This window comes from Anabaena sp. CCY 0017, from assembly GCF_963920885.1.
Taxonomy (GTDB): Bacteria; Cyanobacteriota; Cyanobacteriia; order Cyanobacteriales; family Nostocaceae; genus Nodularia.
Map to the genome: position 1 here is coordinate 38,684 of NZ_CAWUDG010000026.1, position 21,854 is coordinate 60,537.

The window sequence follows — 21,854 nt, forward strand, 5'->3', positions numbered from 1 at the left end:
ATTGCCACGCTTCTTTCATATTTTCGTACTTTTAGCCCAAGCCGGATGAGACAATAACGCCGCCATGACCCGCACCCCTCGCAGTTGATTAGACAGGGGTAAATGACCTTTAGGGGCGCTTAAATCCCAAGTAAATTGGTTAGGGTATCGCGTCCAGTTATTACCGCTTTTCCAGCCGATTTTAGTCCATAAACTTTCCCAGTTTTTGCCTAAACTCAACCAAATTTCTCGCTGTACCGAAAAGCCAAATTTACCTTCTGAGTGGACTAACCAGAGGTTGTTGATAGTTTGTAAGTCAACAATGGGCGCATTTCCCACTTCCGTAAAATACAACCATTTTCTCTGCACAGCCATTGGCCCCGCCAGTTCACACATTTTTTGGATACTCACGAGGTCAGCAGCTTGGAAGTCTTGGACAGCGAGTAATTGTTGCAAAGGATTGTAATCAATCCCACACTCTGATTTTAGAGGTACAATTCCTTCAGGAAAACAGTCAAGCAGGAAATCTTGAACTTGAGGTGCATCAGAGTTGTAAAGGACTTGGTAAGCTTTACCATCAATCCAAGTTGCTGGTTCTTCGCGTCGTTTTTGTAAAAATTCCATCAACACATCGAATCCCTCATTACCCAAGTTAGCCAACTGTGGGATGATTTGTTGTTGGACTTGAAGAGACCCAGCAATTAACGATTGTCGCAGGGAGTCGATGTCAGCAGTGCCTGATAAAATCATTGGGTCTGTCATGCCATTAATCTGTTAGCGTTCAGTGAAAAAGTGGTTGGCTATCGTGTGTTCTCTGAGGTGAAGCACTAGTAGCGAAAAGTAGTTTACTATTTTTGATTGCACTACGCGCAGTGCCGGAGGCAATTGTACAAAATCGCAATGGCTATGGCTACACCACCACGCAAGCTATGACTAAATTTCATAGCTTACAGAAGAAGCAATGAAGAAAGGGTTCATTTCCCCCTGCCTCTTCGTTCACCCCAAAAACTGTATAAGGGGAATAAGGGGAAAATCTGCGCCTGGTGACTTGGTGAACAAAAGACACAGTAAAATTAGCCAGCCTGTCAAAGCAAGATTGTTTGGCGGGTGGCGTATCGTTCAGGAATGTTTGAAGTATGTACGACAAGATTAACCCCCCCACAACTGGAACAAAAATCACCTTTAAAAATGGTGAACCGATTGTGCCTGATAATCCAATTATCCCTTTTATTCGGGGCGATGGCACAGGTATAGATATTTGGCCTGCTACCCAAAAGGTGCTAGATGCGGCGGTAGCCAAGGCATACAAGGGAAAACGTCAAATTAGTTGGTTTAAGGTTTACGCTGGTGATGAAGCTTGTGAATTATACGGAACTTACCAGTATTTACCCCAGGATACATTAACCGCTATCAAAGAGTATGGTATCGCGATTAAAGGACCTTTAACTACCCCCGTAGGTGGTGGAATTCGTTCTTTAAACGTAGCGCTACGGCAAATTTTTGATTTATATGCCTGTGTGCGTCCTTGTCGGTATTATGCCGGGACACCCTCACCCCACAAAAACCCAGAAAAACTCGATGTAATTGTTTATCGGGAAAATACGGAAGATATTTATTTGGGGATTGAGTGGAAACAGGGTAGTGAAATAGGCGATCGCTTAATTAAAATTCTCAATGAGGAACTGATTCCCGCCACCCCAGAACATGGCAAAAAGCAAATTCCCCTAGATTCAGGGATTGGTATCAAACCTATCAGTAAAACAGGTTCTCAACGCTTAGTACGTAGGGCGATGAAACACGCTTTGTTATTGCCTAAAGCCAAGCAACAGGTAACACTGGTGCATAAGGGCAATATTATGAAGTATACCGAAGGTGCATTCCGTGATTGGGGTTATGAATTAGTTACCAGTGAATTTCGCGCTGAATGCGTCACCGAACGGGAATCTTGGATTTTAAGCAATAAGGACAAAAATCCTGATATTTCCGCCGCAGACAACGCCCGTGAGGTTGATCCAGGTTATGATTCCCTGACACCAGAGAAACAAGCGCAAATTGTCCAGGAAGTTGAAACCGTTCTCAGCACAATTTGGGAAACCCACGGTAACGGTCAATGGAAGGAAAAAATCATGGTCAATGACCGGATTGCTGATAGTATTTTCCAACAAATCCAAACCAGACCGGATGAGTATTCGATTCTGGCCACAATGAACTTAAACGGCGATTACTTGTCTGATGCGGCTGCGGCCATTGTCGGCGGTTTAGGAATGGGTCCAGGGGCAAATATCGGCGATATCTGTGCCATATTTGAAGCTACCCACGGGACTGCACCCAAACACGCCGGTTTGGATCGAATTAATCCCGGTTCTGTAATTCTTTCCGGTGTGATGATGCTGGAATTTATGGGTTGGCAAGAAGCTGCCGATTTGGTAAAACAAGGTTTAGGGGATGCGATCGCTAACAGTCAAGTTACTTACGATTTAGCCCGATTGCTAGAACCACCAGTAGAACCCTTAAAATGTTCTGAATTTGCCGACGCAATAATTCAACATTTTGGTTAACTCTGGTTAACTGTAGGGTGGGTTAGCGATAGCGTAACCCACCATCATCCTAAATATGCATAGCTATTTCCAAATTTCTCCTCCTGGTAACTGACTCAAATAATCATCCATAATTGCTGGTAATTCCTTAGCTGAATAACTATAAGTTAAAGCTAGAAATCTAATTGCTGTAGTTGCAATCTCGTTTTTATCAAGTTTTGCGGATAATTGCGTGCGAGTATATTTACCATTCATCACTTCCAAACTAGCATCAGCGATCGCATCTTCAATCACTTCTTCCTCAATCAAATTTGCCCATTCAGCTTGATTAACATAATAGGATTTATTATTTTCTTTGAGATTCACCTCTTGAATTTCTCGAATGGAATTGCGAATCGAAGCAATCCATGAATTTGTTAATCGTTGTTCCACTTGATTTTTAATTAAATGGAACAACAAAATCTTAAGATAAGATTTAATTTGCCGCAGAATCGCCTTTTTACTCATCCCCTCTAACTCGTCAACAATAGCCAAAGCATCTGCGTAATTTCCTTGTAAAATGCTATTTCTAAGGTCAGTTAATTCCTGTGTCATGGCTTACCATCTCCCGGCTTTCCAATCTTCACCACCCGGTAACTGAGTTAAACTTTCTGCGACAATTGCAGGTAATTCCTTGGCGGAATAGGAATAAGTAAGAGCTAAAAAGTGCAAAGCATTTTCGATTAACTTGGTTCTATCTATAATTTTAGCCACTTGAAATTGACTGTATTTCCCATTCATCACCTCCACACTAGCATCAGCGATCGCATCTTCAATGACTTCTTCCTCCATCAAAGTTTCCCATTCATCTTGATTGACATAATAGGATTTTTTATTTTCTTTGAGGTTCACCTCTTGAATTTCGCGTATGGAATTGCGAATAGAAGCTACCCAAGAATTTGTTAATCGCTGTTCTACTTGATTTTGTATTAAATGGATCAATAAAATCTTAAGATAAGATTTAATTTGCCGCAGAATCGCCTTTTTACTCATCCCCTCTAACTCGTCAACAATAGCCAAAGCATCTGCGTAATTTCCTTGTAAAATGCTATTTCTGAGGTCAGTTAGTTCTTGTGTCATTTTTCTTAACATCCATAAAATTATTACTCAAACCTATAGTTATGGCGATTTTCGGATTTTATTTATTGTAGGCGATCGCACAATTAAGAGTTTTCCCGGAATCGCAGCGATCCATGTTGATGCTACATATTAGATAGATGCAGATCATCAGGGAGTAAGCATATACCATGTCGCAACCGAAAAAAGAGCCAAAGGGGTGTGGATGCGCGAATATTCCCATATCAGTAATTTTATTGCTTTTAGGAGGTAGTTGGTGGTTGTTGAGCCAAAAAGGTAATCGAGACATGATCACCAATCTTGTGACAAACCTTTTATCTCAGCATCAACAAATAGCCATCCCGATTTTGAATCCAAGTCCCACCCCTATTTTAACTCCTACTCCCACACCCACAACCATTCCCACCCCCACAAACACAGTAAAACCCGAAACGAAACCAGAACCAGCTTCACCACCAATAACACCTCAGCAAAAAACAGCATTACCTCAAACGCCTTGGGAGAAAAAAGCAATTAGAGGGATTTATTTCAGCCGTTACCATATTACTAATAACGCTAACGAACAAACCATTCGCCAACGAGTGCGTTTATATCGTTCTCAGGGCTTTAATACAATCATTCATGGCGTTTGGGGTAATGGTTGTACAATGTATAACAGCGATGTCATGCAAACAAAATTAGGGTTTAAAAGTTGTCCTAATAAGTTTCAAGATAAATGGTTAGATTGGCTGATTGATGAAGCACATAAGCAAGATATGGAAGTTCATGCGTACTTTGAAAAAGGAATTAAAATCGATAAAAATAGTCCTATTTTTGATTTGGCGATCGCGCGCCGATGGGTAGTTCCTGGTGTGGATAGAACTTACTCCAATATTGAACATTATGTTTTAGATGTAGAGATACCCGAAGTTGCTAATTTCTTTAAAAATATCTCAGTAGAATTTGTCACCAAATATCCCCAAATTGATGCAGTGCAATGGGATGATTATTTAGGCTATCATGCTGAACTACCAGGACAAGTAGACCGTACCGCTAATTTAACAAAGTTTGTCCAACAAATGGTGAGTGGAATTAAACAAGCTAACCCCAAAGTTAGTTTTGATATTTCCCATCATAACCCTTATTGGGCTAAAAGATATTTTGCAGCAGATTGGCCAAACTGGAACGTTGATAGAGTGTTTATTCAAGTTTATAATGATGAAAATTACCAAGAAGAATTAAAATATGTGAGAGATGTGGATGGAATTGGCATTAGTGACAATCAATTTCATCGTTTAGGAGACATAATTAATAACAAAGATATTAAAAGTGTTTTAGTATTTCCCATAAATGGAAAACCCGAAACAACTGCTGCTAATTTGCACAATTTAGTACAATCAATCACTCAGAAACCAGAACTTTAGCAGTCCCAAATCATTCGTTAAGACCTCTCTTTGTAATCTCTCTGTGTCCTCTGTGTCTCTGTGGTTCCATTAAATAATCTATAAAATATCATTATTCCTGCTCCCTCTCCTTAGTAAGGAGAGGGTTGGGGTGAGGTTTTATATTTATTAATATACATTGAATGTTACTTAAGGCAATTTTAAATTTAATTCTTGCAAAGTTTGGTCATCTGGATTAATTGTAATTGTCTGAGGTTCCGCAGATTGACCATTGATCTGTAACTGATATGTACCTAACGGTAATTGTTCTAAATAGAAAATACCAGCACTATTAGTAATAGATATCACCGATGAATTTTTATCAGGATTAATCGCCTCAACTTTAGCACCAGCAATGGGGTTTCCTGCTGAGTCCTTCACAGTTCCAGCTAAAGTATAGGATGCAACAAAAGGTATAGAAAAAGTTGTATAACTACCTGCAACTACTTCTATAGCAGTAGAAACTTGAGCAGGTTTCCAGTCAATAGGATATCCAGCCGGATCTAAATCAATTCTGTAAATACCAGGTGCAAGCTTTAACAAAACACCTTGTTTTGTTATATTTGAGAAGGTAGGATTAAATTTTTTATTATTGAGAAGTAATAATAGCTCAATATCTTGAGTGTAAATCTCTTCGTTATTATCTCGAATGCCATTATTGTTCTTATCTAAAAAGGGTTGAATAAAAATTCCCCCTTCACTGCGTAACCGTTCAAATCGAGTATCTGCGGGGCTAAAATTAGGGCTAAAATTGGCTGCTGAACCTAGTTCAATCCGATAGGAAGCTGTATCTGAAGTGGTAGAAACTCCATCGTAACGCAAACGTAGAGACAAACCCGGAATCGCAACAGTAGAAACAGAAGCTAACAAACCGCTACCTTGGGAACCAATACCATAACCTAAATCAAAATCCCAAACAGAACGTCTATCGCTTTGGCGATATGGTGATTGATACTTCCATTTTAAGGTTAATAAATTATTAGTGCTGTTGTTAGAATTAGTACTTTCGTAACCTAAGTTTAAAGACTCATTCCCAGGTAAATTAAAAATAGAACCATCATATATTAATCCTAATGCTGTATTAGTTACATTGGATCTAGCGGAAAAATTCCATTTACGCCAACGAGCATTAGATGATAAATCTAATTGTCCTTTGTTATCTATTTTGAGGCTAGAGAAAGTAAATATATTGCTAAAATTCCGGTTAAAGTTAATGCCAGCATTGATAAAATTATTTGAGTTATTTCCAGTGCTATTTATATTTATACCTGGTGCAGCACTCCAATTTAAATTAAAGCTTTGAAAATTTTCATTACTGGATAAATTTAAATTTAATTTAGGAGAGGGTTTAAATTCTATATTAGCATTATATTTAAAGTTTTCTGGTGTTTGTAAAGCAGATAAAGCTAGTTTGAGGGGAAAGTTATTAGGTTGATAAAATATATCTACTAATCCTAATAAATGTCGATCATAAACAATTCCGGCTCCCAAAGTCAAAGAATCTGAAACACCATGACGATAAGCAATTCCACCGCGAACATCGGTTAAGTCGCCAAAAAAGTCATTAATTCGGGTTTGTCTGCTTAAACCACCAGATACAATCAGGCTGGATGTTCCTTTAGTCAATTGTCCAGGAAGGTTGAGAAATATCGGTTCTTGCTCAATTGGAATATTGGCTAATTGTCCATTAGCATAGAGTAAAATTCGATAATTTACCCCACTACCACTAATGGGAATATTATCAAAGCGATAAACTCCTGAAGAATCAACTAATACATCTGCAAAAATTCTTCTGTCATTTCCAGAAACTAGCTGTACTAGAGTTCCTGGTGCTGCTGCTCCTTCAATAATACGGTTAATTGTGTTACTTTGCAAACGTTGAGAGGGAGTAAATCCTCCACCATTGAGATTATCTGCTTTAAAGCCAAATCTTTTAATGGCTGTAAAACCCCAATAATCGCCGCTACCTTGATTTTGCCAAAAACTCGGTTGAGAACCAATTACATAATCATTAAAATCACCTTGTTTTAAATATTGTCCTTCTTGAAGTTGCCAACTGGTATTATCAAGTAAATCTGGTTGATTAATCCGAGAAAACCAACTTCCTCCGAATATTGTCCCAATGGCTGTGAAGTTACCTTGAGAAGTTAATTGATTACTACTTTCTCTACCATTAATATTGATTTGTTGTCCTATAGTTGATAAGGTAAAATTAGGAGCGTTAACAATGGGTAATCCTTCTAAAATTACTGGTATTTCTTGCAGAGTATTCTGTCTACCTCGAAAATTTAACCACGGGGGTTTAAAGATAATTGCATAAGCTGCAATATCAAATTCGGCTTTAACTTCTAATAATTCCTCAATTTTAGCAATAGATATAACTAAGCCCAATTCTGGGTCTGGAGTTAATTCATTGGGCTGAATGCGTTTAATTAAACCCACTCCTCTGAGTTCTAATTCCCCATCAGCTAGAGTAGTAATATTCAGGTTTAAGGCTCTAGTTAAATCTTGCCAAGAAACTAACCAATCAGCGAAATTAACTGCTTTTTCTCCATCTTCGTAACCTCGCACAAAGGAAGATTGTAAAATATTGCGCTTACCAACATTAATTCCTATTGGTAAAATAATAAATTTGGGTAATTTTATTTCTAGTGGGGGAGAAACATTAACTTCGGCAATAGTAGGATTAATGCTATTATCAGTTGAACTGAAAGACGGGTTTTGATTTGCTTCTGGTTGTGGAGAAGAATGTAAAGCTTTAGCTTCGGAAATACTAGGATTAACACTATTATCAGTTGAACTGAAAGACGGGTTTTGATTTGCTTCTGGTTGTGGAGAAGAATGTAAAGCTTTAACTTCGGCAATAATAGGATTAACACTATTACTAGTGGAACTGAAAGACGGGTTTTGATTTACTTCTGGTTGTGGAGAAGAATGTAAAGCTTTAACTTCGGCAATAGTAGGATTAACACTATTACTAGTTGAAGTTAAAGCCAGTTGTTGATATGAATTCCAAAGGATAGAAGTTATGATCACACAGCAAACATAAACAGAAATTTTTGATTATCTTCTTGGAGTCTGAGAAGGTTTGGTTTCCGTATTGATATCTTCTTGAGAAACACTGAAATTCACATTAAAAGGTAAAATTCCACCTTTGTTAGGAAAATCCCATTTCAGTTGTCCCGAAAATTGATATGTACCTGGTGTCAGGGTTTTTCCTTGAGGAGGATAGGCGATTCTGATATATCTATCACCTTCAGCAATAATGGTAGTTTCTTCTAACTTCCCAGAATTAACAGGTTTACCATTTTGGCTTAAATTCCATTCAGTTTTGGCACGGGTTGTGGCTTTACCTGTATTATTAACTAGCAATCTAATCTCTTTTGCTTTAGCATCATAAAAAGCATTCTCTACTTTCAGAATAGGAGCAAGTTCACCATTTCTAACAAAGATAGTTGAAACTATCGTGACAGCAAGACTAACCTCATTTTCTGCGGTAGAATCATTATTTTCTGTAAGCTCTTCAATGGAGAACATTGCCCTATATTCGCCCTGGGGTAAACTAGGAAGCAGCCTAGCATTGAAACGAATTGAACGTGTTTCTCCGGGTGCAATGACTAATTCACGGGGAGAAAATACTAAATAGGGTGTTAAATCATTGGGGCTAGACTCTAAAACCTTGAGTCCTTCCCGGCTATAAGTGAAGGGTGCAACCGAAACTCTGGCTCGAAATGGTTTATCAGAAGCGTTAGAAACATCAATAACTCCTCTCGCTTGTCCTGATTCGGCTTGGCGTTCAATTACTAAAGGCGTGACAGATAACTGTTGACTATAGGCTGGTATGGGGGTGAAACCAACACCAAAAAAACACAATAAAGGTAGGATATTCGGTAATTTTTTCAACATTTAAGCTCTTAATTTTTTCAAAAATCACTGCGGAGTTTAAAAAATATTTACTCGGTATTCGTAACTTCCAGAGTGATTGAGTCTTCTCTTAACTACTAGCATTGTAGAAAGGTTGTTAAATCTGAATTAAGAGTATTTATACTTTTTAAAACAGGCGCTTATGCAACCTTCCTACAATATTTCCAACTCTCAAAGATTTATAACTTTAAGTTACTGGGGAGCTAAAGCAACGTTTACACGGATTTTGTAGTATCCACTATTTAGTGCAATACCGCTAAAAGTGTTGGTAACAGCTAGTTCAACCGCGTAGTCTTTATCAGTAATAGGGCCTAGCTGAAGTTCACTTACTGTGCCAATTGGGTTGATAATGAAGTTTGAGCCCACTCCATTAGGTGAAAGATCCCCGTTAACAACTGGAATTCCACCATCTAGAACTCGCGCAGTTATAAAATCAATGTTCTCAGTGTATGTTCCGGTTGATAGAACAGTACCATTGTCAGTAATGGAGGTGATGGTAAATGTTGTACCGTCAGTACAACTAACATTGATATTTCCCGGTAAAATAGTATTAAGACTAGTTCCGCTTAAGTTCTTCTCCAATCTTCCGTTTTCGGTAGAGTTGATGATGCAAGCAGGTCCTATCTCTCCACTAAAATCAACGTTAGCATTCTGGGCTTGGGCTTTGGGGCTAAAAGCCAAAGCACTGAGAACAGCAAAACCGCTAACTAAAGCAAGACGACGCAAATTCATCATTTTTGGTATCCAAAACTAGTTTTTTTATTCCTACATTAATTAGACGTTTCCCAAAGACAAATTGTGAATTATTTAACTGCACAAATTTCTGAGACTGTTCACTGAGATCACTACAGCATTATTCTGTTGTCAAACAGAAAATAAAATGGTAGGTAGATGCGTTCCCCCTAGGGTAGGGTAACAAAACCTAATACCAACAATCCTTGGTTTCGTTGGGTTACTCTTCGAGAAAGCTACGCCTACGCAAAGCCTCAAACAGCAGTAGTGGCAGGTATGGCTACGCCACGCAAGCTATCACAGATATCATGGACTATTTTTGCCAAAAGACTTGTAAATAAAATGAAATGAATATAAATTAATATGCAATTAATGATTGTGGGCTGGGCATTTTTCACGCCCTGAAAATTGAACCATTCTACAAGATTAGATAATCTATGTTTTCCTATTATCCAAAATTTCCCAACATCCAATAAAGGTAGATACTCTTCATTGACATCAGAGATTTTATCAATTTCTTCAACCTCCCCATCACATTGACTATCCACCACAACAACCCGCAAAATCACAGCCGCTTCTTCCTGATGCAAAATTCGTCCTGGTTCTAACTCATCAGATAACGTTAAAGTTTCACCAGTAGGGGCTTCTGTTAGCAGAGTCTTCTGAAATATCTTCTTTTTTAGAGACTGGGAAAAAGCCTGAGATTTACACTCGTATAAATCTGTAGAGTATCTATCTTCTACCCCAAGAAAATCCTGCTCATATCGCTGTTTCAAAATCGCCCGTGCTTGGGAAATTCGCTTACGGACGTTATCGTAAGAAATATTCAGTTTTTCCGCAATTTCCTTATATGATAGTTCTTCCTCAAAGTGCAGAATAAAACTTTCTCGCAGTCTAGGGGATAACTCATCAATAGCAAGACAAAAAAAATTTTTCAGTTCTTGTTGTGTAACAACAAGAACTGGGTTTTCTTCCAGACTAGCTAATTCCTGTTCATATTCAAAACCTTTTGCTTCCAAACTTTCAACTTGTTTTGCACCCCGATGATGTTCTCTATGGATATCTACACAAAGATTATGAGTTAGTTTAGTTATCCAAGCTTTAAAGTTTTTAACTTCCACAGTAGAATCATGTAGCTTTTCCCAGGCTTTGAGCATGGCACGACTGAGGGCATCTTCACCATCAGCAGCGTTACCCATCCATTTTACGCAACAACGGTACAAATAGTTTTGATATTCTTGCCATAAATTCCAAAAGCTTGAGCTGAGGTCTTGATGCTCAACGCTGGATAAGCAATTATTAGAAGAGTGCATATAAATAGAATTTGTTAGCTTTGATACTAACATCATAATAATCAATGCATTTTATTTAGGTATCCGTAAGAACACTATTTTCTTGAAAATTTACGCAATCTTTACCAATATAAAGAAATATCTATAGGACTCATATTTGATTTATGAAACACACGTAGGGTGTGTTATGGAGGAGAGTACGGCACCAAGACCCAGAAGACGGTGCGTTAGGCTAAAGCCATAACACACCCTACTACGGGCTGACTTTTCACGGCATCTGGAAAACGCCATTTTAAGCTTTTCTCAAAACCTAATTTTTACGTTAGCTATTTTCATTAACTTAGAGCTATTGAGAATTTACCTGTGGAAAAAGTCCTGTTGTTTCGCGGTTTGAGGACTTACCGTGAAAAGTCAGTACTACCGGAGGCGATCGCACAATTAGAAGTTTTTTAGGATTACCATAAATATTTGCAATTATTCATGAAATAATCTATAAAATATCATGATTCCTGCTCCCTCTCCTTGGAAAGGAGAGGGTTGGGGTGAGGTTTTATGACAAAGGGTTTTGCGTTGGTATACCTACAGCACGAGGAAAACTAGCTGGAGTATTAACTACTTTTCGCAAGTACAAACAATGACGAACGCTATTAGTTAAAGGAGTTGTAAATTGTTCTACGGATTCAATTACACCACCTAATTGGTTAACCGCATTTTGCAAAGATTTAGTTTCCTCTTCTGTCCAATTACCACGATAAATTACAGATAAACCACCCTGTTTAAGTAATGGTAAAGTGTATTCAGCACAGACAGCCGCATTACTAACAGCACGAATTAAAGCCACATCATATCTTTTGCGATGCTGGGGATGATGACCTATTTCTTCTGCTCTGCCAATGCAAGTTTTAGCATTGCTAAGAGTTAATTGAGTCAAGCTTTCGTCAATAAAATTAATTTTCTTTCTGGTTGAATCTAGCAGAGTCATTTTACAATTAAGCATGGTAATTGCCACGGGAATTCCTGGAAAACCCGCACCTGTACCAATATCAATTACAGCCGCATTTTCTGAGAGAAATGGAATAAACTGCCCTTTTGGTGCAATTCCTCGTAAAGAATCCCAAAGATGTTTTTCCCAAAATTCTTGGGGGTCGGTAATGCGGGTTAAATTTAACTTTTGATTACCTAATACAATTAATTCATACAGCTGCTGAAATTTTTGCTGCTGTTGTTCGTTGGGTTGCCAATTTAGGGTTTGCTGCCATATTTTTGCCATTTCTGGCAATAATGGAATTGTGGAATTAGTCATTATTTATTGGTCATTGGTCAACAGTTATCCTTCTCAAACAGCTTTTTCGGCTTCTTTCGCTTTTAGTATTGCCGGGTCTACTGATTGTAATTCACCGTGGTTCAGTGTCCAACATTGGTCTGCGATCGCCAGCATATCTCCAGCATCATGAGTCACTACCAACAGCGTCCAATCTTTTTTGAGTTTCGCTAATAAGTTTACCAATTGCCGACGCATTGACCAATCTAACCCGGCTGTGGGTTCATCTAATAACAGTACATTTGGCTGACGAATTAATTGCACAGCCAAAGCCAAACGCCTTTGCTGTCCACCACTCAAAGCATGAGGTGCTGCGGAAAGCGATAAATGCTCTAATCCTACTTCGCTTAATGCTCCCCTGACTCGCTCTGAACCTAACTCAGGATGCCCTAAACGCAATTCGTCTAAAATAGTACCACCGCAAAAGTGCCTTTCTGGGAACTGAAATAATAACCCCGCTAATTGTTGTAGCTGTTCTGGGATAAGTTCTTGTTCCCGCCAGAACAGTGAACCTGAAGTTGGTTCGGCTAGTCCAGACAAAATTTCTAATAAGGTACTTTTACCGGAACCACTCGGACCAATAATCATACCTAGCCGATGGGGTGCTAATTCCAGATTAATTGATTTCAGAATCGCGGTGGGGCTGGCTGCGGGGTGATACGTTATATTTCTGAGATAAAGCATTTGTTAGGACTATTAAAAAATTGGCGGATTACTCCTAAGAGTAACTAGAAAATGATCAAAAGCTTTGTCACAATGTCTCTACAGATTTTGAATTTCAGTCTGAATTTCCGGGAAATTACAAGTTTTTTTGGCGAAAACCGGATACAAACTGCAAAAAACCACCCTGATCCTTTTATACATTGTGGCAGACTTCACCTTTAACAAAGGTGACAAAAATGGGAACATGGCACAATAACCGCAGTCAACCTGTGTAGAATATTCAGGTTCAGGCTAAAACCGACACAAATTATAGTTAACTTTCTTGAGCATTCAAGTAACAGATACAACAATTTTAACCACCATTTTTTGAAGGGTGACAATGACTAAACGGTTTTATACTCCTCAATATATAGGGTTTGCGAAACTCTCAAAGCTGGCTCAGAATACTTTTGCAGCTGCAATCGCACTTAATTTTTGGGTTAGCCCCTCTCTAGCTGGTGATCCATTCCGTACTAACCAGCCTCGTAATATTGGCGACAATACCGAAGCAGCTTTTAAAGCAGTTTTTCAACAGGGTAATTATCCAGCAGCCGAAAGTTACCTCCAAAAAGCCACCTCAAGTGAATCAAATGAACCTTTAGCTTATGCGATGAAGGCATCCTTAGCTTATGCAAATAAAGATTTTGCTACACTCGGTACTTACAGCAAGAAAACTCTAGAAACCGGACAAAAATTGATTGCTACAGACGAATTACGTGGCAATATATACACTGCTGTCGGACATTTTTTTGAAGGCGCAACAATTATTGCTCGTGATGGTACACTTAGAGGTGCGCCCCAAGCCCTAACTCGGCTGAGACAAGTTTATCAATATTTAGACAGAGCCGAAGCGATCGCACCTCAAGATCCAGAGCTAAATTTGCTCAAAGGCTACATGGATTTGATGCTATCTGTCAATTTACCCTTTGCTAATCCCGATGATGCGATCGCTCGGTTAAAAGCAAATGCTGGGCCGAAATACTTAGCAGATAGGGGTATAGCCCTAGCCTATCGCGATTTAAAGCAGTATTCTCAGGCTTTAGAATATGTAAACAGTGCTTTAAAAACCACATCTGATCACCCAGAATTATATTATCTCAAAGCTCAAATCCTCAGAAAACAGGGACAACAAGCTAAAAGTCGCTCCATTATCCAAGACGCGGTGGTTAATTTCGACAAAGCCTTGACGAAAAGATCCCAACTTCCCGCCGATTTAGTCAGACAAATTGAACGTGAACGCAACAATACCTTTAACCAACTGAATAGTTTAGTTGAATAGCCTGATTGTAGAGACGCGATAAATCGCGTCTTTCTTGTATTCTTGCTGATATGCTTATTCTCAGGACAATAATTTAGATATTCCCGCACCATGCAAATTCAGTTCCGTGAAATTAACCCTTTTGATGTGTGGATTTGGCTAAAATTCACGACAGTTCCTTCTGGACGTGAAAAGCAATACATCGAAGAAGTTTTTAATTCCTGGTTCTATTTGGGTAAACTAGGCGCATTTAATGCGGAAAATCTCCAAGTCCAAGAAACTGGACTAGAAATCAGCTACATGAATTATGACCCAGAAGGGTATGATAAAAGCTTATTGGCACTCATGCACAACATGGGCGAATTGGAGTATGAAGGACAGTGGGCGCGTTGTTGGTTTGACATGGGAACTGCTGATGCGATCGCATTGGATATTTTAATCAATGCTCTCAAACAGTTAAATCAGGAATATGTCGCCATAGAGGAATTATACATCGGTGGCGAAAATGAAGATTGGCCTGTAGAGGATAGTGACAACCCCAATCACGCTATATACGATGACAATTAACTGGATTACCTCAACCTAAAAACACACCTTTTTCAGATTCCCGGAGATTTTTAGATGAGCAAACTAGGAAAAATTCGGGTATTAGCTTTAGGATTGATCCGGGATGGTGAACGCATTTTTGTTTCTGAAGGCTACGATTCCCTCAAACAAGAAACTTACTATCGAGCTTTAGGTGGCGGAGTTGACTTTGGCGAAACTAGCCAAGCTGCTTTAAAAAGAGAATTTCAAGAAGAAATTCAAGCAGACTTAACAAATATTAACTATGTAGGTTGCATAGAAAGTATATTTATTTGTAACGGTAAGCAAGGACACGAAATCATTCAACTTTATGAATGTGATTTCGTTGATTCCAAATTCTATCAACTAGAAAGCTTAATATTTTCTGAATCAAAAAACCATCAACATAAAGCACTATGGGTAGATATTGCTGACTTTAAATCTGGTAAATTAAGATTAGTTCCCGAAGATTTTTTCGCCTACTTATAAAGTATTAATTCAGTAACCCAATAATTTTTACGAACTACGAACTACGAATTACGAATTACAAATTACTCATATCTATCCCGCTTTGATTTAATCACTTTAATCACATCATCATGTTGTTGACCCTCAATGATGTCCTTTAAATGTATTTTTCCTTCAATATATTGAATATGAATCCGCCATCCTGATATTTTATCTATATCGGCTCTGTAAATTGCTTGTTTAATACCTGTAACTTTATGGAGCCTGGTTTTAGGAAAACTTCTAGTTCTATGACACTCATTATCTTCTAGTTCGGCTAAAGCTTGAAGAAAATTCAGTTTTAAATCTTCTGGTAAAATCTTGATAGCTTCATGAATCACACCATACTCATCTAAAAGAGGCTTGATTTGTGCCATTAGCTAGAATGAACCTCAATATCTTGATTTTCTACCGTGAAATCTTGGTAAAGAGTTTCTGCAACTGAATTATATGCTTTTGGTGCATCTTCAGGCTTGACGGCTCTAAATAAAGTGATTACAGTCCGATCAAAAATGGGATCATCATCAATGGTAAGAATAATTCTAATTTTGTCATTAATTCTCAGAGAATATATGGAAGAATCATAATTTTCATTAAGTCTAATATTTCTTAATTGCGTGCTATTTTTATAAAATAAATTTGTATCTGTTGACAGTAACTCAACATATCGATTTAGTTTCTTAATAATCTTAAATTTTTCTGTATTACTAAATTGCTCTAAATCTTGTTCAAAATCTTTTGTAGATTCAATCAGTATATCCATAGCAATTGCTCCTGGGATTAAATCCCCAACTTACTTTAATTTAACGTAGAGAATGAATAAATAAATAAAACCTCACCCCAACCCTCTCCTTATTAAGGAGAAGGAGCCGGAATTCAAAACGATGAATCCCCAACTTCTCAAAGAAGCCAGGGATATGGGTATGAAGTTAATTGATACTCAATCTTCAGAAAGATTACGACAAAGGACGGTAAACGCGATAGTCGAGTTCAGGGAAAATGTTATCCATTAATTCCACCTTTTCTAACCAACCACTATCGACCTTACCGACTTTAACATCTTCATAGAGCTTATTAAACCGCATCAAGTGCGATCGCGTTCTTCTCACAGCATAAGGAACCATTGTACCCGTCCGCATAATAAAAGCCCAGTCAGAAGATTGCGCTAGTAAAAGTTCCCGCGCCGCTTGGTTCAGTGCTTTCTCCTGCAAATCATCTTCAGCTTCTAAGTGCGAAATTTCAATCATGCGTTCAGTCGCTTTGTGTAAATGTGGATAAATCCAAGCATTTGTTTCATTTAACCAATACTCATGGAAACCCTTATAACCCCAACTAGACTGCGAAGGGCGACAAACTTGCTGAGTTGGTTCTGTCCGCAAATAATCCGCCAGATGAGCCATTTGATATGTTCCTTGGTCATGCCATGATTTCCGGAACAGGTAATCAATAAACCAAGGGCCTTCATACCACCAGTGACCAAATAACTCAGCATCATAAGGCGACACAATAATGGGCGGGCGACCCATAATACCGTTTAAATGCTCTACTTGGCGTTCCCGGTTATACATAAAGTTAGCAGCGTGTTCAGCCGCCTTTTCCCTTGCCCAATAAGGATCATAGAGAGCTTTATCAGAAAGTCCTAAACCACGTCCAGTAATTTTGTGATACTTAATGCCCGTGTTTTTGCGCTGACCATTGGGCATGATGTAGGGCTTAATATACTCATATTCTGCTTCCCAGCCCAAATCTTTGTAAAATTCCCGATATTCTGCCGCACCGGGATAGCCCACCTCAGAAGACCATACCTGCTGCGAAGATTCATGATCTCGACCAAAAGCCGCAACACCAGGTTCTGTAAAAATCGGCGCGTAAGTACCAAAGCGGGGGCGAGGACGGGCGTATAAAATCCCATGTCCATCAGTGAGGAAATAGCGTAAACCAGCATCCGCCAGCATTCTCTCCACACCTTCATAGTAAGCGCATTCTGGCAACCAAATACCTCTGGGTGCTTGGCCAAAGTTTTGCTCATAGTGTTCACAAGCTACCTGAATTTGCGCCCACACAGCTTGTGGATACATTTTCATCAGTGGTAAATAGCCGTGAGTAGCACCACAAGTGATAATTTCTAAATTATTGCTATCTTGAAATTTCTTAAAACCTGTGATTAAGTCACCTTTGTAGTGTTCCCATATCTGACGCGCTTCGTTAAACTCAGTAGCGTAATGTTCGGCTAAATAACGAAGATGCCCATTTTTGACATTACGCTCAATTTCCAGTTCTATCAGTTCTTCTAATTGGGTTAAGTGCGCGTCATAGCGTTCTTGCAGTAGGGGGTCACGGAGCATTGACACTAGCGGCGGTGTCATACTCATGGTGATTTTGAAGTCGATACCGTCTCGCTTTAAGCCCTCAAATACTTTTAATAAAGGAATGTATGTTTCGGTGATGGCTTCATAAAGCCATTCTTCTTCCAACACATAGTCACTTTCTGGGTGACGAACAAAGGGCAGATGTGCATGAAGTACAAGCGCGACGTAGCCGATAGCCATAGTGATTTTAGGGTAGTACTTTTAAGTGTAAGAACGAGGGTTGGGCGAAATTAACAGTATTTTAAGACTTTATGGGGTGCGTGACTGTAGTTTTCTACTTGGCTATATTGTTAAGATATTTAACTAGGTTTTTTCCAGATTGTTGACCACTCATGTACGGGCGGGTTTACTAAGGATTTCGACAAACCACAGACTTACTGCTTAAACCCGCCCCTACCCACTCAGCACTCATGTACGGGCTAAACGCCCCGCTAACAGCACTCAGCACTCCTCACTCAGCACTCAACACTCAGCACTCAGCACTCAGCACTCAGCACTCTAATCTTCGGGTTCTCTATACAATTGTTCTAATTCTTGCACCTGTGTTTTCCGAGAAACACGACGATATTTTTTACTTTCTAACTTCGGTTCGTACTGTTGCTTACCCTTACCTTTGCTTTTGATTTTCATCGTTGATTCGGGGTCGGCTTGTTCGTGCATTTGAGTTTGATGTGCGATCGCTTGATCTAAAAATTCTAAGTAATGTTCGTATCTTTCCCAGTCACCTTGCACCACACAATCAGGCTCGTCTCTATGCAGACAGTCACTAAAACGACAGCTAGCCACTGCTAAACGTTGTCTGGCTTCTGGAAAATAATAAATTAATTCTTCGGGGCTACAATCCAAGTCAGGTTGATTAAAGCCGGGAGTATCGGCCAGCAAACCACCCCCAGGTAATTCAAATAATTCTGTATGGCGCGTTGTATGGCGACCTCGTGCTAATTTGCCAGAGACTTCTCCCACTCGCAGGTTAAGAGTGGGTATCAGCACGTTAATCAGGCTAGATTTTCCCACGCCAGAAGGCCCAGCAATGACAGTAATTTTATTATTTAGATGGTTAAGTAATTCGTCAATATTAATGCCGTTTTGGACGCTCATAAATAGGGGTTTATAGCCCCAACCTAATAGGCGATCGCTTATTTTCTGTTGTTCCTCTGGTGAGACTAAATCACTTTTATTCAGGCATAAAAGCACATCTACGTCAGTAGACTCAGCCTTTACCAGAAATCGACTTAATTGATAAGGTTCCAGAGGTGGATCTGTCACCGCAAATGCCAGGAGGATTTGGTCAACATTGGCGATCGCTGGTCGGTCTAATAAACTTTCACGGGGTAAAACATTGGAAATTGCCCCCCGACCACCAGCCCAATCTGGCTCATCTACTACCACGCGATCGCCCACCATCACCTGTTGCCCGATTTTTTTCAACCGGGTTCTGCGGGTGCAGAGAAGCATCAAAGGATGAGAAAAATGAGGATAATCTAACTCGCCGATCTCCCCTACTCCTACATCCAACTGCACGCGATAAAAATTGGCTTGCACGGCTAGCACCGTACCAAGTAACTGTCCATTAGTAGACATAGTTTCCACTGTTGTCATTGGGCAGTAGCAGGACGGCGTACCAACAAAGAAAAATAACCCACGCAATCTGTAATTTGCTCCACCTGATAACCTGCCATGATCAAACTATCAGGAACCTGCTCAATCGGTTCTCCAGAGTCTAGCCAGACTTCGAGCAAACCTCCAGGCAGCATTTTTTCCAAACATAACTTTGTCCGCACGAAATTAATCGGGCAAGGAGTGCCACGTAAGTCAAGTTGAGCATCGGCATTTGAAAAGTGAGAAGAATTCATTACTTAAACAAATTTCCCAAGAATCCTTCTAGACCACCTTTACCAGTTCGGTCTCCCTTAATTTTAGCCAACTTCTCTAGCAATTCTCTTTCCTCCGGAGTCACCTTCGTAGGAATATCAATTAATAATGTCAGCAGATGGTCGCCACGACTCACAGGATTTCCCAAACGAGGTACACCCCGATTTTCCAGCTTCATGACTGTATTTGGCTGAGTACCAGCCGGGATAATCAATTCCACTGGCCCGTCTACCGTTTCGACTTCCAAACGGCAACCTAAAATTGCTTGCAGATAGCTAACTTTAATTTCTGAGAGAACATTAATGCCATCCCGTTGAAATTCTTCGTCTTCATTAACAAATAAATAGACATACAAATCCCCAGGAGGTCCACCACGTTGACCAGCATCACCTTCTTGGGAGATTCTGAGACGAGTACCATTATCCACCCCAGCCGGAATGGTAATCTTGAGTTTCTTCGGTACTTGATTTGTCCCCTTACCATCACAAGCATCACATTTGTCTTCAATGACCATTCCCGTACCGTTACAGGTAGGACAAGTGGAGACTTGAGTAAAGCTACCAAAGGGGGTTCTAGTCACACGCCGGACTTGACCCGAACCACCACAAGTAGAACAAGTCCGAGGGCGAGTACCTGCCTTCGCACCCGAACCACCACAGGCATCACAGACTTCTAAATGGGAAATACGAATTTCTTTTTCGCCGCCAAATACCGCTTCTCGAAAGTCTAACTTCAGGTCGAGCCTTAAGTCATCGCCCCGCACTGGCCCACTGCGCCGCCGTTGCGTGGTCGGACCACCCATACCGCCACCAGCGAAGCCACTGAAAATACTTTCAAAGATATCGGCAAAGCCGCCCATATCGCCCATGTCTTGGAAACCTGCGCCAGCCGCAGCCGCCCCTGAAACACCAGCTTCACCAAAACGGTTATAACGTTCTCGAATGTCTGGCTCAGAAAGCACTTCATACGCGCGGTTAATTTCCTTAAACCGATCTTCCGCGCCCGGTTCTTTGTTCACATCTGGGTGATACTTCCGGGCTAAACGGCGGTAAGCTTGTTTAATGTCTTCTTTGTCGGCGTCACGAGAGACACCCAGAATTTCATAATAGTCGCGGGCCATATAGCAAAAGTAAAAGTTAGGAGGAAGAAAGTAGAAGGCATTGACATCCTGTCACGGCTAAAGCCGATGAGATTTTTTAATCTAAGACATGACTTGCTCAATCTGGCGTAAGCCTGATTGAGAAGCAGTGTTCTTTGGAAGGCGGCTCGCCAGAAACTAGGCAGAAACAAAAATTGACATCCTCTCACGGCTAAAACCGATGAGATTCCCAGAAGTCATTCTGGGACTTCCTCTTTCTATGACTCGGCTTACTCGGAGGAGTTTCCTCACCCGTGCAGAGGTCGATATATCCAGAGGTGTAAACTGTCTCTTTTACAATTGTGCTACTCAGAGGGAAAAAATCCCGTTCATGAACTATAGGGGCTAGCCGCACAATGAGGTGCGGAAAACCTCCCATCTGCATTTAATGGCCATACAATTTCGGATGTGAGATTTGGGATTTTGGTTCGACCCACAGATAAATCTAGGGGCTTGTACCACTCAGGAAGTATTTGTCAATTGTCTGGCCTACAGCAATTCACTTCTACAATCTAGCAAAATTAGGGAACAGGGGGGAAGAGGCAGGGGTGCAGGGTGCAGGGGGGAAAAGATTATGACTTCCCAATGACCAATGACCAATAACTAATCTATTGCTTCATAATCAGCTTGTACTGTACTTTCCTCATCAAAATCAAAGTTTAATTGTGATACTGCTGTATCATTCAACGGTTGTTCTAACTCTGATACCAACAAATTATTTGACACTGCTTCCACTTCAGTACTATTTTCTGGGTCGTTTGCTCTGTTGTATACATCAGCACCAATGGCAAATAAAGTCTGCTGAAAATCATCTAAGCACTGTTGAAATTCTGTGAGTGAAATTTTGGGATTAGCCATTACAGCTTGAAGCTGAATAACTTTTTCGTTGGCTAAAACCTTCATTTGCTCACCAATAAATTCACTATTATCTTTGAGGCTAGATTCGTAACTGAACAACAAATTATCTGCTTGGTTTTTAAGATCAACCAGTATTTTACGCTTTCTATCCTCTTCGGCAAATATCTCTGCTTCTTTTTGCATTCGTTCTACTTCGTTGGTATTCAAACCCTGAAGGGGGGACAAAATCAGCTACAAGACAGACTCTATAAGCCTCATAGCTCT

Annotated in this window: 20 protein-coding genes and 1 pseudogene; 5 read left to right on the forward strand and 16 right to left on the reverse strand. The window is 39.9% G+C overall.

Annotated elements, in window-relative coordinates; translation table 11 throughout:
• Positions 1-15: 15 nt before the first annotated feature.
• The gene (locus ACM0OW_RS21780) at positions 16-741 is read right to left on the reverse strand and encodes a GUN4 N-terminal ARM-like repeat domain-containing protein (RefSeq protein ID WP_414552279.1); all 726 of its coding nucleotides are present in this window, start codon (positions 739-741) and stop codon (positions 16-18) included.
• Positions 742-1,115: 374 nt separating this feature from the next.
• Between ACM0OW_RS21780 and ACM0OW_RS21785 the strand changes: the two genes are divergently transcribed.
• The gene (locus ACM0OW_RS21785; protein ID WP_414552281.1) at positions 1,116-2,537 is read left to right on the forward strand and encodes an NADP-dependent isocitrate dehydrogenase; all 1,422 of its coding nucleotides are present in this window, start codon (positions 1,116-1,118) and stop codon (positions 2,535-2,537) included.
• A gap of 63 nt (positions 2,538-2,600) precedes the next feature.
• Here ACM0OW_RS21785 and ACM0OW_RS21790 read toward each other — a convergent pair whose 3' ends face one another.
• Positions 2,601-3,110: a DUF29 family protein gene (locus ACM0OW_RS21790; RefSeq protein WP_414552283.1), complete on the reverse strand. Its 510-nt coding sequence runs from the start codon at positions 3,108-3,110 to the stop codon at positions 2,601-2,603.
• A gap of 3 nt (positions 3,111-3,113) precedes the next feature.
• Positions 3,114-3,635 carry a DUF29 family protein gene (locus ACM0OW_RS21795; RefSeq protein ID WP_414552285.1) on the reverse strand — a complete coding sequence of 174 codons (522 nt, stop codon included), beginning with the start codon at positions 3,633-3,635 and terminating at the stop codon, positions 3,114-3,116.
• Positions 3,636-3,802: 167 nt separating this feature from the next.
• Here ACM0OW_RS21795 and ACM0OW_RS21800 point away from each other — a divergent pair, with 167 nt between their 5' ends.
• Positions 3,803-5,035 carry a family 10 glycosylhydrolase gene (locus tag ACM0OW_RS21800; protein ID WP_414552287.1) on the forward strand — a complete coding sequence of 411 codons (1,233 nt, stop codon included), beginning with the start codon at positions 3,803-3,805 and terminating at the stop codon, positions 5,033-5,035.
• 168 nt (positions 5,036-5,203) lie between these two features.
• Here the strand turns inward: ACM0OW_RS21800 and ACM0OW_RS21805 are convergent, their stop codons facing one another.
• The 6 genes from ACM0OW_RS21805 to ACM0OW_RS21830 form a co-directional block, all read right to left on the reverse strand.
• Positions 5,204-8,089, reverse strand: coding sequence for a carboxypeptidase-like regulatory domain-containing protein (locus ACM0OW_RS21805; protein ID WP_414552289.1), 2,886 nt, complete (start codon positions 8,087-8,089; stop codon positions 5,204-5,206).
• Positions 8,090-8,116: 27 nt separating this feature from the next.
• On the reverse strand, positions 8,117-8,959 hold the full coding sequence (locus ACM0OW_RS21810) for a P pilus assembly protein, chaperone PapD (RefSeq protein WP_414552291.1): 843 nt from the start codon (positions 8,957-8,959) through the stop codon (positions 8,117-8,119).
• 210 nt (positions 8,960-9,169) lie between these two features.
• The gene (locus tag ACM0OW_RS21815) at positions 9,170-9,712 is read right to left on the reverse strand and encodes a hypothetical protein (RefSeq protein WP_414552293.1); all 543 of its coding nucleotides are present in this window, start codon (positions 9,710-9,712) and stop codon (positions 9,170-9,172) included.
• A 251-nt stretch (positions 9,713-9,963) separates the two neighbouring features.
• The gene (locus ACM0OW_RS21820; protein ID WP_414552295.1) at positions 9,964-11,022 is read right to left on the reverse strand and encodes a sigma-70 family RNA polymerase sigma factor; all 1,059 of its coding nucleotides are present in this window, start codon (positions 11,020-11,022) and stop codon (positions 9,964-9,966) included.
• Between the two features lie 529 nt (positions 11,023-11,551).
• Positions 11,552-12,304, reverse strand: a complete 753-nt coding sequence (gene rsmG, locus ACM0OW_RS21825) for a 16S rRNA (guanine(527)-N(7))-methyltransferase RsmG (protein WP_414552297.1) — start codon at positions 12,302-12,304, stop codon at positions 11,552-11,554.
• Positions 12,305-12,337: 33 nt separating this feature from the next.
• Positions 12,338-13,006, reverse strand: a complete 669-nt coding sequence (locus ACM0OW_RS21830) for an ABC transporter ATP-binding protein (RefSeq protein ID WP_414552299.1) — start codon at positions 13,004-13,006, stop codon at positions 12,338-12,340.
• A 358-nt stretch (positions 13,007-13,364) separates the two neighbouring features.
• Between ACM0OW_RS21830 and ACM0OW_RS21835 the strand changes: the two genes are divergently transcribed.
• From ACM0OW_RS21835 to ACM0OW_RS21845, 3 genes are all read left to right on the forward strand, one after another.
• Positions 13,365-14,303, forward strand: coding sequence for a Sll0314/Alr1548 family TPR repeat-containing protein (locus ACM0OW_RS21835; RefSeq protein WP_414552301.1), 939 nt, complete (start codon positions 13,365-13,367; stop codon positions 14,301-14,303).
• Between the two features lie 90 nt (positions 14,304-14,393).
• Positions 14,394-14,849, forward strand: a complete 456-nt coding sequence (locus tag ACM0OW_RS21840; protein WP_414552303.1) for a DUF3531 family protein — start codon at positions 14,394-14,396, stop codon at positions 14,847-14,849.
• 54 nt (positions 14,850-14,903) lie between these two features.
• Positions 14,904-15,335: an NUDIX hydrolase gene (locus ACM0OW_RS21845; protein WP_414552305.1), complete on the forward strand. Its 432-nt coding sequence runs from the start codon at positions 14,904-14,906 to the stop codon at positions 15,333-15,335.
• 62 nt (positions 15,336-15,397) lie between these two features.
• On the opposite strand, the gene ACM0OW_RS21850 is transcribed toward ACM0OW_RS21845, so the two are convergent.
• From ACM0OW_RS21850 to ACM0OW_RS21880, 7 genes and pseudogenes are all read right to left on the reverse strand, one after another.
• Positions 15,398-15,730, reverse strand: a complete 333-nt coding sequence (locus tag ACM0OW_RS21850) for a hypothetical protein (protein WP_414552307.1) — start codon at positions 15,728-15,730, stop codon at positions 15,398-15,400.
• A complete protein-coding gene (locus ACM0OW_RS21855) occupies positions 15,730-16,116 on the reverse strand; it encodes a hypothetical protein (RefSeq protein WP_414552309.1) in 387 nt (128 codons plus the stop codon). The genes ACM0OW_RS21850 and ACM0OW_RS21855 overlap by 1 nt, the downstream gene beginning before the upstream one ends.
• Positions 16,117-16,309: 193 nt before the next feature.
• Positions 16,310-17,902, reverse strand: a complete 1,593-nt coding sequence (locus ACM0OW_RS21860) for a glycoside hydrolase family 57 protein (protein ID WP_414552311.1) — start codon at positions 17,900-17,902, stop codon at positions 16,310-16,312.
• A gap of 318 nt (positions 17,903-18,220) precedes the next feature.
• Positions 18,221-19,321, reverse strand: coding sequence for a small ribosomal subunit biogenesis GTPase RsgA (gene rsgA, locus ACM0OW_RS21865; RefSeq protein ID WP_414552313.1), 1,101 nt, complete (start codon positions 19,319-19,321; stop codon positions 18,221-18,223).
• Positions 19,318-19,575 (reverse strand): sulfurtransferase TusA family protein, encoded by a 258-nt coding sequence (locus tag ACM0OW_RS21870; RefSeq protein WP_414552315.1) that lies wholly within the window; start codon positions 19,573-19,575, stop codon positions 19,318-19,320. The genes rsgA and ACM0OW_RS21870 overlap by 4 nt, the downstream gene beginning before the upstream one ends.
• Positions 19,575-20,714 carry a molecular chaperone DnaJ gene (dnaJ, locus tag ACM0OW_RS21875; protein WP_414552317.1) on the reverse strand — a complete coding sequence of 380 codons (1,140 nt, stop codon included), beginning with the start codon at positions 20,712-20,714 and terminating at the stop codon, positions 19,575-19,577. The genes ACM0OW_RS21870 and dnaJ overlap by 1 nt, the downstream gene beginning before the upstream one ends.
• Positions 20,715-21,335: 621 nt before the next feature.
• Positions 21,336-21,800 (reverse strand): annotated as a pseudogene (locus ACM0OW_RS21880) (Hsp70 family protein); the annotation flags it as partial.
• Positions 21,801-21,854 lie beyond the last annotated feature (54 nt).